Below are 14,237 nucleotides of genomic sequence, written 5' to 3' on the forward strand. Positions count from 1 at the left end.
GGTGGCCAGGATTTCCGTCCCCAGAGGACGGTTTTCCTGGCCACCCCCACCCACCAACGCCGCCCGACCCGCGCCCCACGGCGCCGCCGGCGCCGCCCGGCCCGCACCGCGACGACGAGCGCCCACCGCGTGCCTCGACGGCCCGGAGCGTGCGGCGCGCCGTCGCCGCCCTTCGCGCCCACCCGCGCCACGTCATCCTCGCCGCGGTCGTCGCGGGTCTCCTCACGGCCACGATCGGCGACGCGGCCGTCCTCGCGGCGGCCGCCCTCGCGACGGTCCTCCTCGCGAGCCCGGTCCGCCCGGACACAGCGCCGGGCCGCCACGGCCCGGGCGCCGAGAACGCGTCGCACCATGTCGCCGCCGCGCCGTTCGTCGGCGCCGCGCACCCACCCGGCGCCACACGCCCGCCCGCCGCCCCGCAGCCGCCCGGCGCCCCGCACCCACCCGGCGTCGCGGCCCGCCGCGCACACGCCTCGCCGCTCCTCCTCGCCCTCACTCTCGTCGCCCTCGTGGCGGGCGCGTGCTTCACCCACGCACGCCTCGACGCGCTGGACGCCGGCGTCCTCGAGACCTCGACCGGACACGCGATCGACGGCCGCGCCGTCGTCCTCGAGCCCGTGCGCGAAAGGAAGGTCGGGCCGACCGTGGCTCGCGTACGTCTCCTCGACGGCGTCGGCGCGAAGGAGCAGGCCGTGCTCCGGTTCCAACGGACGATGCGGCCGTGGCCCGAGGTGGGGGACATCGTGGCCGTGCGCGGCACCGTCGCACCGCTCGGTTTCGCCGACGCCTACCAGCGCCGGCGCAACGCCCACGCGGCCATCGCGGCGACCCAGGTCGACAAGACCGGCACGCGCAGGGGCGGGATCGCGGGCACGCTCGACACAGTCCGGCGCCGCGCGGAACATGGGCTCGCGCAAGGTCTCGCCCCGCCCGAGGCCGCGCTGCTGCGCGGAATGGTCCTCGGCGAGGACGAGCGCCTCGCCGACGACGTCCGCGACGACTTCCAGAACTCGGGCCTCGCCCACATCCTCGCGGTCAGCGGCCAGAACGTCGTGCTGCTGATCGTGCTCGTGCTGGCGGCGTGCGCGCTCTTCGGCGTCCCGCTCCGCGCGAGACTGTTGCTCGCGACCGCGGTGGTCGCCCTGTATGTCCCACTCGCGGGAGGCGGCCCCTCGATCCAGCGGGCGGGCGTGATGGGCGTCGCGGGTCTGGTCGCCGCGCTCGCGGGCCGCCCGGCGCAGCGCTGGTACGCATTGCTGCTCGCGGCCGCAGCCACGCTCACCCTCAACCCGCGAACGGCGGGCGAGCCCGGGTGGCAGCTCTCGTTCGCGGCCGTGATCGCCCTGCTCCTCGGCGCCACGCCGCTCAAGCGGACCCTCGCGCGACGCATGCCGGACCCGCTCGCCGAGGCGACGGCGATCACGGTCGCCGCGACCGCCGGAACCGCCCCGCTGATGGCGCTCCACTTCCAGCAGCTCTCGCTCGCCTCGCTGCCCGCGAACCTCCTCGCCGCGCCCGCGATCGCCCCGGTCATGTGGCTCGGCGTCCTCGCCGCCGCCGCCGCGCAGCTCGCGCCCGCACTCGCCCTCCCGTTCACGACCCTGACGGCGCCGCTGCTGGTCTACCTCCAGCAGGTCGCGCACCACACCGCCGCGACGCCGATCTCGACGATCGAACTCCACGCCTCACCCGCGGCGATCGCCGTCGCGACGGCGGCCCTGCTCGCCGCGACGGCCACGGCCACCCGCATGGTCCGCCGCGCACGAGCCCGGGGGACGACCTGGCCGGCCGGCGCGAACACGCGCGGCGCCGCGCCAGGCCGCCGCGCCCGCCGCCTCGCCGTGGCCGCGGCCGCCGCCGCCGCCACCGCGGGAGCGATCGTCGTCGCCGCGACCCTGCACGGAGCACAAGCGGCACCACGCCCCGGCGAGCTCGTCGTCTCCTTTCTCGACGTCGGCCAGGGCGACGCCACCCTGATCCAGCTCGGCGCGACCGCCGTGCTGGTCGACACCGGCCCACCGGACGGCCCGATCCTCAAACGGCTTCGCGAGGCGCGTGTGAAGCGCCTCGACGCGCTCTTCCTCACCCACGCCGAGGCCGACCACGAAGGCGCGGCGCCGCAGGTGATCACCAATTACAAGCCGCGCATGATCGTCGACGGCGGCGCCGGCTGGGAATCGCCCGTTCAACGCGCGCTCAGAACCACACCAACAATCCCACCGAGAGCGGGCCAGCGGATCGACGTCGGCGACCTCCGGTTCCAGATCCTCTGGCCGACACGCGACGACGAACACGAAGGCAACCCGAACGACCACGCGATCGTCGCCCGCCTCACCCACGGCCAGTTCTCGCTGCTGCTCACCGCCGACGCGGAGAGCAACGTCACGAACCCGCTGAACCTCCAACCGGTCGACGTCCTCAAGGTCGCCCACCACGGCAGCGCCGACCCCGGGCTGCCACAGCTCCTCGAGCGCATCAAGCCCCGCGTCGCGGCGATCGAGGTCGGCCGCCACAACCGCTACGGGCACCCCGCGCCGACCACGCTCAAGGCCCTGCAACACGTTCCCACCGTGATCCGTACCGACCAGGACGGCACGGTCCGCCTGCGGGTCGACCACGATCGGATCACCGTCCAGCGATGACGTCCGCAAGCGGACACGCCGGGAACGCACGACGCCCCTCGTTTACGCGGCGGTCACGGAACTGTCACGCCTCAGTCCGCCGCGACGATAGTTTTGCGGCCGTCTTTCAGTCGGATTCCCTCGCGGAAAGGACTCCTGAACCGTGAAATTGCGCGTTCGAGCGGCCGTGGCCGCCGTCGTACTGGCAGTCGGAGCGTTGGTCGTGGCACCGGCCGCGCACGCGGCGACCGGAGTGGTGATGTCGCAGGTGGCCTTCGGCGGCACGGGTGGTGGCAACGACGAAGTGGTCGAGATCCGCAACACCACCGCGGCGACGATCGACATCAGCGGCTGGGCGCTCTGGGGCGTCAACAGCGCCGGCACATCGAGCGCCCGCGCGAACGTGCCCGCCAACACGACGCTGCCCGCCGGCCAGACGTACGTGTTCGCCAACTCCGCGGGCACCTTCACCGCGCAGGCCGACGTGCTCTACGGCACGGGCATCGCCAACACCGGCGGCGCGCAGATCCGCGACGCCAGCGGCGCGGTCCGGGACGCCTTCGGCTCGACGAGCGCGCCCACCGGCTGGCGCGAGGGCCTCGGCATCGCGCAGCCGTCGAGCGGCAACGGCGGGTTCGCCCGCAAGAACGGCGGCACGCAGGACACCGACGACAACGTGGCGGACTTCAACGGCCCGCTGCTGCCGACGCCGACCAAGTGCGGCACGACGTGCTCCGGCCCGGTCGGTCCGGTGCCGTGCCAGGCGGACGCGAACGGCTTCGTGGCGATCACGAGCATCCAGACGCTCGGCCCCAACGCCGCGTGCAATGGCACGACGGTCAAGGTGCGCGGCATCGTCACCGGCATCGACGACCTCTACGGCTCGACGTTCGACGCGATCTATAAGGCCGACTCGGGCATCTGGATCCAGGAGGCGACCCGCGACGCGAATGCCACGACGTCGAACGCGCTGTTCGTCTCGGGAATCCGCCGCAACGCGCTCAACCCGGCCGGCGTGATCGGCTCGGACATCACCATCACCGGCCGCGTCGAGACCAAGTTCGGCCAGGTCGGCATCGTGCCGCCGGGCGTCGGCAACACGAGCAGCCCCGCGGCGCAGGAGGTCGACCTGGCGAGCGTCGCGACGATCAACTCGACCGGCAACGCGCTGCCGGCGCCTGTCGTCCTGGACCGCGCGAGGTCCGAGACGCAGGGCCTGGATCGCGCCTACTACCGCAGCCTTCAGGGCATGCGGGTGCAACTGCCGGAGGGCATCGCCACCGGCGGCGGCACCACGAAGTTCCACGACGTGTTCCTCGAGCCGGGCACGACGGCCCAGCGGCTGTTCCGCAAGAACGACCCCGCCGCGAACGACACGCCGTGGCACGACAAGCCCGCCGAGCTCGGCATCGCGCCTGACGGCGGCGCCGGCAACCCGGCCGATCCGCGCCTGCCGTGGACGAGCACGACGCAGGTCGATCTCGACCTCTTCGACATCGCCCGCAACGTCGTCGGGCCGTTCAGCTACAGCTTCAGCTACTACAAGATCATGCCGCAGATCGGCGGCCCCGCCGTCAGCATCGAGCGCGGCCCGATCAACGCCGCCGCGCCGCCCACGGCCCCGGCGCAGCCCGCCAACTCGCTGCGCGTGGCGAGCTTCAACGTCGAGAACTTCTTCCCGGTCGGGAAGGAGAACGACGGCCACGTCATCACGCAGGCCGAGTACGACGAGAAGACGAACGCGATCGTGAAGGCGATCAAGGACCGCCTGGCGGCGCCCGACGTGGTCGCCGTGCAGGAGGTCGCCGTGTTCGCCGACGGCGCCAACGCTCTGACGGGCCTGGCGCAGGCGCTCGGCAACTACACGCCGTACATCACGACCAACAACGACGGCCGCGGGATCGCGACCGGCTTCCTGGTCAAGGACGGCACGACCGCCACCAACGGGCGCCTGATCGGCAACACGGTCAACGGCCCGTGGGCGAACGCGGGCGTGTGCGACCTCTTCCCGGGCAAGCTGTTCGACCGCGCGCCGTATGCGCTGGACCTCAAGAAGGGCGACCTGTCCTTCACGGCGCTGAGCAATCACTTCGCGTCGCAGTCGCATCAGACGCAGTGCCGCATCGACGAGGCGGCCTACGTCCGCGACGCCGCCGCGCAGTTGCAGCAGGACGGCAAGAACGTCCTCGTGGCGGGTGACCTCAACGACTTCGAGTTCTCCACGCCGCTGGCGACGCTGACCCAGGGCAACGTCCTGGCCAACCTCTGGAACGACGTCCCCGCCGGCCAGGCCTACTCCTACAAGTTCAACGGCCACCTGCAGACGCTCGACCACATCCTCGTCACCGCGGGGATGAAGACGCGCCTGACCGACGTCCGCTACATCCACCTCGATAACGACGTCTACGAGCGGATCCCGAGTAACGGCACGGGTCTCTCGGACCACGACCCGCCGCTGGCGACGTTCAAGCTCGCCGAGGGCGCGAGCACGAGCACGACGGGCGACGTGTCGGGCAACGTGCAGGCGACGCTGGCGCTGACGCTCGGTCCGCCGGCCACGTTCGGGAACTTCATCCCGGGCGTGACGCAGGACTACAGCGCGGCCACGACCGCGCAGGTCACGTCGACCGGCGGCGACGCGGCGCTGAGCGTCCTCGACGCGAGCTCGACCGCGACCGGCCGGCTCACCAACGGCACCTACGCGCTGACCGACCCGCTGCAGATCGCGGCCAACAGCGGGACGTTCGCGCCGCTGCGGACCGATAACGGCCCGCTGTCGCTGCTGACCTGGAACACCCCGATCAGCGCGACCAGCGTCGCGCTGAACTTCAAGCAGCACGTCAACGCCACCGAGGGTCTCCGCACCGGGACCTACTCGAAGACGCTGACGTTCACGCTCTCGACGACCACGCCGTAGAGCGAGACGGGCGCCGCGATGAGCGGCGCCCCGAAGCCGCGCCCGCCCGACCCGGGCGGGCGCGGAGCGGTCGCTCAGGCCAGCGCCGGAACCGGCTCACGGTCGAAGCGCCCGCTCTCCGGCGCGGCGGGCGGCTCCTCGTCGAGCACGTCCGGATCGGCCAGCGACGGGTCGTCCAACACGGCGGCGAACCGCTCGTCGTCACGCTCGCCCTGCCACTTGGCGATGACCATCGTCGCCACGCCGTTGCCGATGCAGTTCGTCAGCGCGCGGCCCTCGCTCATGATCCGGTCGATGCCGACCACCAGGGCGATGCCCACGGCGATCGACTCGGGCGAGAAGAACGTCCCGCCGAACGCCTGCAGCGACGCGGTCAACGTCACGAGCCCGGCGCCGGTGATGCCGGCGGCGCCCTTGGACGTCAGGACCATCAGCGCGCACAGCGCGATCTGCTCGCCGATCGACATCGACTGCCCCGCCGCCTGCGTGATGAACAGCGCGCCGAGCGTGAGGTAGATGCACGTGCCGTCGAGGTTGAACGAGTAGCCCGTCGGCAGCACGACGCCCACGGTCTGCTTCGACGCGCCGGCCTTCTGCAGCTTGGCCAGCAGCCGCGGCAGCACGGTCTCCGACGAGGAGGTGCCGACGATGATCAGCAGCTCGTCCTTCAAGAGCCGCACGAACTTGAAGATGTTGAACCCGCTCCAGCGGGCGACCAGCCCGAGCACGCCGAACACGAACACCGCGCAGGTGCCCCAGAAGGTGACCATCAGCAACGCCAGGTTCGACAGCGCGCCGCCGCCGAACTGCGCGACCGTGTACGCCATGCCGCCGAAGGCGCCCAGCGGCGCGGCCCACATGATCATGCGGATGATCGCGAACAAGATCTTGGAGACGACTTCGAAGACCGCCAGCACCTGCTCGCGCTGGCGCTTCGCCAGCACGGAGACGCCGGCAGCGACGAAGATCGCGATCACCAGCACGCGCAGGATCTCGTTCTCGACGAACGGCTGCAGGAACGAGGTCGGCAGCAGGTCGTCGGTGATGAACCCGGTGAATCCGGTCCCCGAGCCGGCGGCCTCGGCGATCTTCTCCTTCGCCGCCTCGGTGCCGGACGCTGTCGCGGCGCCGTTGAAGCCCGCGCCGGGCTGGATCAGGTTGCCCGCGATCAGGCCGATCGCCAGCGCGACGACGGTCGCGCACAGGAAGTAGCCGAGCGCCCGCAGCGCGAGTCCACCCGCGCGGGCCATGTCGCCCAGCGAGGCGATGCCGATCACGACCGTGACGAAGATCACCGGCGCCGTGACGGTCTTGATGAGTTGCAGGAAGGCGTCCGCGAGCCATTTGGAATCGGTCGCCGGACCCGGGGCGACCAGGCCGAACACGATGCCCGCGGCGATCGCCACGAGCACCCAGAACCACAGCTGCCGCTTCATGGAAGGGTCTCCTCTCTCCTGCCCGCGGCCTCTTCCGCGAACAGTCGCGACGCTAGGAGCGCCGAGACGCCCTGTCTCGGTTGTGGTCGTATTGGTCGAAGACGTCGTTCTGGTCGCGTGAGAACATGCGGCGCATGCGGGTGAAAAGCCTCGCCGGGCGCCTGCTGATCCTGCAGCTGACAGTGGTCGCCGTCACGGTCGCCGCGGGCGCGCTGATCACGGTCCTCGTCGCTCGCGAGCGCACCGAGACCGCCGCGCGCGACCGCAGCCTCACGGTGGCCCGCACCGTCGCCGCGCTGCCCGATCTGCCGCGGGCGCTCCAGAGCAGCGACCCGACGGCGACACTGCAGCCGCTCGCCGAGCGCGTGCGCAAGGTCGCGCACGTCGACTTCATCACGATCATGCGCCCCGACGGCACCCGCTACACCCACCCGAACCCGAAGCTGATCGGCCGCCACTTCGTCGGCACCTACGAGCCGGCGGCGCAGGGCCACACGATCACCGAGACGACCAAGGGGACCCTGGGCAAGTCCGTGCGCGCCGTCGTGCCGGTCGAGGAGAACGGCCGCGTCGTCGCCCTCGTCGCCGTCGGCGTCCTCACCGACGCGATCGGCCAGGAGGTCGCCGCGCTCCTGCCCGGCCTGCTGGGCCTCGCGGCGATCATCCTCGCGATCGGCTGCCTGCTCAGCCTGCTGCTCGCCAGGCGCGTCAAACGCCAGACGCTCGGCCTGGAGCCACAGGAGATCACGACCCTCTACGCCCACCACGACGCGACCCTGCACGCGCTGCGCGAGGGGGTCGTCGTCTTCGACGAGCTCGGCCGCCCCGCGCTCGTCAACGACCACGCGAGACGCCTGCTGGGGGATGAGATCCCGCCGCCCGGGGAACTCAAGGACGACGTGCCGATCATCGCCGGCGACCGCGTCCTGCTCGCATCCTCCCGCGCCGTCGAGCGCGACGGCCGCCGGGTGGGCACCGTGATGACGCTCAGGGACCGCACCGAGGTCGAGACGCTCGCGCGCGAGCTCGGCGCCACCAAGGCGCTCGCCGACGCCCTGCGCGCCCAGACCCACGAGGCCGCCAACCGGCTGCACGTGATCGCCGGCCTCGTCGAGCTCGGGCGTAGCGAGGAGGCGATCGAGCTGGCGGGCAGCGAGGCCGCCAACGCCCAGGACCTGCTCGGCCGCTTGGGGGAGGGGATCGAGGAGCCGGTGCTGGTCGCGCTCCTGCTCGGCAAGACCGCGACCGCCCGCGAGCGCGGCGTCACGCTCACCGTCGAGCCCGGGGCGCGCCTGTGCGCCGGGTTCCCGCCCACCGAGCTGACCACGATCGTCGGCAACCTCGTCGACAACGCCCTGGAGGCGCTCGGCCCTGACCGCGAGGGTCACGTCACCGTCACCCTCGTCGACGACGGCGAGAACGCGACGATCGAGGTCCGCGACGACGGCCCGGGCTTTCCGGACGACGCCGACATCTTCGCCGCCGGCGTGACCACGAAGCCGGCCGGACCGGTGGGGAGAGGCCTCGGCCTGACGCTGGTCAGACGCGCCGTGACCGCGCTGGACGGCACGGTCACCGCGCGCAACGACAACGGCGCCGTGTTCACCGTGACGCTGCCGCACGCCGACCAACCGGCTCTCGCATGACCGTCCGGACCCTCATCGTCGACGACGACGCCCGCGTCGCCGACATCCATAAGAGCTACACGGAGCAGGTGGAGGGGTTCGTCGTCACCGGCGTCGCCAACCGCGGGACCGAGGCACTCAGGCGCGTCCTTGAGGACCAGCCCGACCTCGTGCTGCTCGACATCTACCTCCCGGACCTGAGCGGCCTCGAGGTCTGCCGAAGGCTCAGAGCCGCCAACAACCTCGTGGACGTGATCGCGGTCACCGCCGCCCGCGACGTCGACACGGTCAGGGGCGCGGTCGGCCTCGGCGTCGCCCAGTACCTCGTCAAGCCGTTCACGTTCGCGACCTTCCGCGACAAGCTCGAGCGCTACGCGGCCTACCGCGCGCTCACGCAGCGCAGCGGCGACGCCGAGCAGCAGGAGATCGACGCGATGCTCTCAGAGCTCCGCACCCCCGGTGCCACGCCGCTTCCCAAGGGCCTGAGCAAGGAGACGCTGGACCTGGTGGCGCGGGCGCTGAAGGAGGGAGAGACGCAGAGCGCCGTCGAGGTCGCCGATCGCGCCGGCCTGAGCCGCGTCACCGCCCGCCGCTACCTCGAGCACCTGGTCTCGAGCGACCAGGCCGAGCTCGAGCTCCGCTACGGCGGCAGCGGGCGGCCGGAGCACCGGTACCGCTGGGTCGCCCGATAGCCTCAATCGTCGTGCCCTTCCATCCCGCGTACCTGATCCACGGCGACGACCACGGCCGCATCGCGGAGCGCCGCGCGAGCCTGCGCGCCAAGGCCGAGTCCGAAGCCGGAACGGCCGGGGTGGAGGTCTACGAGGGCGATCAGTGCACGCCCGACGCCATCGCTGGCGCGCTGAGCGCGATGACGTTCGCGATGGGCCGCCGGTTCGTGATCGCCGACGGCGTCGAGCGCTGGAAGGAGTCCGAGGTCGAGCCGGTCGCGAGCGCCCTCAAGAGCGCCGACCCCGAGACGCTGACCGTGGCGTTCTTCGCCCGCGAGGAGGGCCGGTACAAGGCGCCCAACAAGCTCCACGACGCGGTGACGAAGGCGGGCGGCAAGGTCGCGGCCGAGATGAACGTCAAGGGCAAGGAGCTGCCGGCGTGGGTGATCGACCACGCCAAGACCGAGGGCCTCAAGCTCGACCGCAACGCCGCCCGCGCGCTGATCGCCCAGGTGGGTGACCGCCAGCAGCGCCTCACCCGCGAGCTGGAGAAGCTCGCGCTCGAGCACGGCAAGGGCGCGTCGATCACCGCCGACGACATCGAGGAGTCGTGCGCGACGTCCGCCGAGCGCAAGGTGTGGACACTGGCCGACGCGCTGGTCGACGGCGACCGCAAGACCGCGCTCGCGACGCTGCTCGAATTGCGCCAACAAGGCGAGCGCATCACCGGCCTCACCTACCGGATGGCCGGCAAGCTGCGCGAGGCCGCGATGGTCGCCGATGCTCTGGCCGCCGGTCAATCGAAGGCCCAGGCCAAGAAACTGCTCAAGGGCGCGCCGTGGGCGGCCGATCGGACGATCGCGGCGATCGAGAAACGTGACGCGGAGGCACTCAGGCGCGCGGTGGCGGCGATCGCCGACCTCGAGGTCGAGACCCGCGGCGGCGAGCTCAGCGAGGACACCGAGGCGGTTCGGGCGGTACTGATAGCGACCCGTTAGCGGCGGTTTTGAGAGGATCCCGCCTCCATGTCGCTCGAGAACCCCGATCCTCCGCTCGTCTCGCCGTTCCCGCCGATCGCGGACTACGGCTTCCTGTCGGACTGCGAGACGTGCGCGCTCGTCGCTCCGAGCGGCGCCATCGAATGGATGTGCCTGCCGCGTTATGACGGCCCGAGCGTGTTCGGCGCGCTCCTGGACCGCGACGCAGGCACGTTCAGGCTCGGCCCCGCGGACACGATGGTCCCCGCCGCCCGCCGCTACCTGCCCGGCACGATGATCCTCGAGACCTCGTGGGGCACCGACCGCGGGTGGGTGATCGTCCGCGACGTCCTGCTCGTCGGCCCCTGGCACGACACCGAGGAGCGTTCGACGACCCACCGCCGCGCGCCCACGGACTACGACGCCGACCACGTCCTCCTGCGCACCGTGCGCTGCGTCAACGGCAGCGTCGAGGTCCAGCTCGAGTGCGACCCGATCTTCGACTACGGCCGCCGCTACGCGCACTGGGAGTACGTCGGCGACGGCTACGGCGAGGCGGTCGCGACGGCGGACGGCTGGCCGACCAAGCTGACGCTGACGACCGACCTGCGCGTGGGCTTCGAGGGCTCCCGTGTGCGCGCGCTGACGACGCTGCACGACGGCGACACGGCGTTCGTCGCGCTCGCCTTCTCCGAGCATCCCGGCCCGAAGACCTACGAGCAGGCCTACGACCGCCTGGTCAGGACCGCCGACTACTGGCACCAGTGGCTCGCCCACGGCACGTTCCCGGACCACCCGTGGCGCCAGTACCTGCAGCGCTCCGCGCTCACGCTGAAGGGCCTGACCTACTCGCCGACCGGCGCCATGATCGCGGCCGCCACGACCTCGCTGCCGGAGACCCCGGGCGGCGAGCGCAACTGGGACTACCGGTACTCCTGGGTCCGCGACTCGACCTTCATGCTCTGGGGCCTGCACTCGCTCGGCTTCGAGTGGGAGGCCAATGACTACTTCTACTTCATGCAGGAGGTCGCGCAGTCCGACGACCTCCAGGTGATGTACGGCATCCAGGGTGAGCGGGAGCTGATCGAGGACACGCTCGACCACCTCTCCGGCTACGACAACGCCCGCCCCGTCCGCATCGGCAACGGCGCCTACAACCAGCGCCAGCACGACGTGTGGGGCACGATGCTGGACTCGATCTTCCTGCACGCCAAGTCCCGCGACCACCTGCCGGAGCGCCGCTGGCCGCTGATCGAGCGCCTGGTCGAGGCCGCGATCGAGAACTGGAAGCTGCCCGACCGCGGCATCTGGGAGGTCCGGGGCGAGGACAAGCACTTCGTGTCCTCGAAGGTCATGTGCTGGGTCGCCTGCGACCGCGGCGCCCGCCTGGCGCGGCTCCGCGAGGCGCGCGAGCACGCCGAGCGCTGGCAGGCGCACGCGGACGAGATCAAGGCCGACATCATCGAGCACGGCTGCAAGAACGGCGTCTTCACCCAGCACTACGAGACCGAGTCGCTGGACGCGAGCGCGCTGCTGATCCCGCTCACCCGGTTCCTTCCCGCCAACGACGAGCGCGTCCGCAAGACGGTGCTCGCGATCGCCGACAACCTGACGGTCGACGGGCTGGTGCTGCGCTACAAGGTCGAGGAGACCGACGACGGCCTCCAGGGCGAGGAGGGGACGTTCACGATCTGTTCGTTCTGGCTCGTCAGCGCACTGAGCGAGATCGGCGAGCACTCACTCGCCCGCGACCTCTGCCAGAAGCTGCTCGGCTACGCCTCGTCGCTGCACCTGTACGCCGAGGAGATCGACCCGCGCAGCGGCCGCCACCTCGGCAACTTCCCGCAGGCGTTCACGCACCTGGCGCTGATCAACGCCGTGATGCACGTGATCCGCGCCGACGAGAAGATCGCCAAGGGCATTCAGCCGCTCTCGGCGCAGGACCCCACCACCGACATTCTTCCCGACCCGATCTAGGCAACAAAAAAGGCCGGCGTCGCGAGACGCCGGCCTTGGAAGTGGGGCTTGCTAAGCGACCGGGACGCCGCGGCGGATGCGCTCCGCGCGGGACTTCTTGCGCGCGCCGGTGTTGGCGTGCAGGGCGCCGCGCTTGACGGCCTTGTCGATCAGCGACACGAGCTTGCGGTGTTCGGACGTGATCTGCTCGTCATCGCCTGCGGTCACGGCGGTCTCGAGGCGCCGGAAGTACGTCTTGATCTGCGACGTGTAGTGGCGGTTCTCGAAGCGCTCGCGCTGCGAGCGGTTGTTCCGCTTGATCTGTGACTTGATGTTGGCCATGGTGAAGAGATCGCGGTCAGTCCGCGACGGCGGCGTACTATAGCGCGCCGTTTGGCCACACAGGACGCCGCACCTCGCCGCCGCACGGCGGTCAACACCCTGATCTTCTCGCTCGGAACGGGCCTGTCGCGCGTGGCCGGTCTGATCCGCGAGGTGGTCGCCGCATCGTATTTCGGTACGAGCGGCGCCGCGTCCGCGTTCACGCTGGCGTTCCAGATCCCGAACCTGATCCGCGCGCTGGTCGCCGATGCCGCGCTCTCGAGCGCGTTCGTGCCCGTCTTCAGCGAGCTGCTGGAACAGAAGAAGAAGCGCGAGGCCTACCTGCTGGCGTCGGCGCTGGCCGGGCTGCTGCTCGTCGTTTTGACGATCATCACGCTCGTCTTCATCCTGCTCGCGCCGGCGATCATCCCGCTGTTCACGGGTGACGAGTTCACGCCGGCGCTCGACGACCTCGCGGTGGGCCTGAGCCAGGTCCTGTTCCCGATCGTGATCCTGCTCGGCCTCACCGGCCTGGCGGTCGGGGTGCTCAACGTCCACGACCACTTCACGATCCCCGCGATCGCCCCGCTGGTCTGGAACATCGTGATCATCGCGGGGCTCGTCGGGCTCGCGCCGCTGTTCGAGGGCGACGACAAGCTCTACGCCTACGCGATCGGGGTCGTGGCGGGCACGCTGGTGCAGCTGCTGATGATGCTTCCGGCGCTGCGCCGGATCGGGTTCCCGGTCTTCCGCATCAGGCTGCCCAAGCGCGGCGACGAGCGGGTCAAGCGGGTCCTGATCCTGATGATCCCGGTCTCGGTCGGCCTTGGGCTGATCAACATCGACCTGCTGATCAACAGCACGATCGGGTTCATGGTCTCCGAGGCCGTCCCGCGGGCGATCGAGACGGCGTTCCGGATCTACATGCTCCCGCAGGGCATGTTCAGCGTCGCGGTCGCGACCGTGCTCTTCCCGCAGCTCGCCCGGCTGGCCACGCGCAAGGACTACCGCGGGATGCAGGCGACGATCGGCGTGGGGCTGCGCCAGATCGCGCTGCTGCTCATCCCGTCCGCCGCGGCGATGCTCGTGCTCGCGGAGCCGATGGTCCGGCTCGTCTTCCAGCGCGGCGAGTTCGACGCCGAGTCGACCAAGCTGACCGCCGAGGCGCTGTTCTGGTTCAGCTTCAGCCTCCCGTTCAGCGGCTTCCTGCTGATGCTCACGCGGTCGTTCTTCAGCCTGCAGCGCCCGTGGGTCCCGACCACGCTGGCGTTGGGCTCGCTCGTGGTCAACGCGATCGTCTCGTTCGCCCTGCACGGGCCGTTCGGGATCGCGGGCATCGTGCTCGGCACCGTCGTCTCCAACGCCGTGCTGGTGATCGCCGAGTGGTGGTACCTGCGCAAGGCGCTGGACGGCTTCGAGACGGCGCGCACGCTGCGGGCGATCGCCCAGATGCTCCTCGCCGCGGCGCTGTTGGGCGGCGTCACTTACGGCGTGTGGTGGGCGATCGACAGCGCCCTCGGGCGCTCGCTCGGAGCGCAGATCCTGAGCGTCGGGACGGCGCTGGCGGCCGGAGCGGCGGTCTACGCGGCGGCGGTCCTGGGGATGCGGATTCCCGAGGCGAAGCAGATCCTTGACCTTTTCGCTGGAAGACTCAAGCGAGCGAAGCGGTGATGAGTTCGCGAGCTTTGCTCCGCGACGAGGCAGGGCTCGTAA

The 14,237-nt window shown here is 71.0% G+C and carries 9 protein-coding genes; 7 read left to right on the forward strand and 2 right to left on the reverse strand.

Going from position 1 to position 14,237, the window contains the following annotated elements; all coding sequences use genetic code 11:
* The first annotated feature begins 149 nt into the window (after nt 1–149).
* Entirely contained in the window at nt 150–2,642 is a 2,493-nt protein-coding gene (locus G569_RS0130620; RefSeq protein ID WP_028066245.1) for a ComEC/Rec2 family competence protein, read from the forward strand.
* Between the two features lie 202 nt (nt 2,643–2,844).
* Nucleotides 2,845–5,538 (forward strand): endonuclease/exonuclease/phosphatase family protein, encoded by a 2,694-nt coding sequence (locus tag G569_RS0130625; RefSeq protein WP_157592431.1) that lies wholly within the window; start codon nt 2,845–2,847, stop codon nt 5,536–5,538.
* Nucleotides 5,539–5,612: 74 nt separating this feature from the next.
* On the opposite strand, the gene G569_RS52925 is transcribed toward G569_RS0130625, so the two are convergent.
* Nucleotides 5,613–6,974 carry a cation:dicarboxylate symporter family transporter gene (locus tag G569_RS52925; RefSeq protein WP_037500319.1) on the reverse strand — a complete coding sequence of 454 codons (1,362 nt, stop codon included), beginning with the start codon at nt 6,972–6,974 and terminating at the stop codon, nt 5,613–5,615.
* 134 nt (nt 6,975–7,108) lie between these two features.
* Here G569_RS52925 and G569_RS0130635 point away from each other — a divergent pair, with 134 nt between their 5' ends.
* The 4 genes from G569_RS0130635 to G569_RS52930 are packed head-to-tail and all read left to right on the forward strand — an operon-like array spanning nt 7,109 to nt 12,224.
* Entirely contained in the window at nt 7,109–8,620 is a 1,512-nt protein-coding gene (locus G569_RS0130635; protein WP_028066247.1) for an ATP-binding protein, read from the forward strand.
* Nucleotides 8,617–9,291: a response regulator gene (locus tag G569_RS0130640; protein WP_028066248.1), complete on the forward strand. Its 675-nt coding sequence runs from the start codon at nt 8,617–8,619 to the stop codon at nt 9,289–9,291. The genes G569_RS0130635 and G569_RS0130640 overlap by 4 nt, the downstream gene beginning before the upstream one ends.
* 11 nt (nt 9,292–9,302) lie before the next feature.
* A complete protein-coding gene (gene holA, locus G569_RS0130645) occupies nt 9,303–10,268 on the forward strand; it encodes a DNA polymerase III subunit delta (RefSeq protein ID WP_028066249.1) in 966 nt (321 codons plus the stop codon).
* A 27-nt stretch (nt 10,269–10,295) separates the two neighbouring features.
* On the forward strand, nt 10,296–12,224 hold the full coding sequence (locus G569_RS52930; protein ID WP_064750489.1) for a glycoside hydrolase family 15 protein: 1,929 nt from the start codon (nt 10,296–10,298) through the stop codon (nt 12,222–12,224).
* A gap of 51 nt (nt 12,225–12,275) precedes the next feature.
* On the opposite strand, the gene rpsT is transcribed toward G569_RS52930, so the two are convergent.
* Nucleotides 12,276–12,545 (reverse strand): 30S ribosomal protein S20, encoded by a 270-nt coding sequence (rpsT, locus tag G569_RS0130655; protein ID WP_028066250.1) that lies wholly within the window; start codon nt 12,543–12,545, stop codon nt 12,276–12,278.
* 51 nt (nt 12,546–12,596) lie between these two features.
* On the opposite strand from rpsT, the gene murJ reads away from it, so the two are divergent.
* Nucleotides 12,597–14,195 carry a murein biosynthesis integral membrane protein MurJ gene (gene murJ, locus G569_RS0130660; RefSeq protein WP_028066251.1) on the forward strand — a complete coding sequence of 533 codons (1,599 nt, stop codon included), beginning with the start codon at nt 12,597–12,599 and terminating at the stop codon, nt 14,193–14,195.
* The last annotated feature ends 42 nt before the right edge of the window (nt 14,196–14,237 follow it).

This window comes from Solirubrobacter soli DSM 22325 (genome assembly GCF_000423665.1).
GTDB classification, from domain to species: Bacteria; Actinomycetota; Thermoleophilia; order Solirubrobacterales; family Solirubrobacteraceae; genus Solirubrobacter; species Solirubrobacter soli.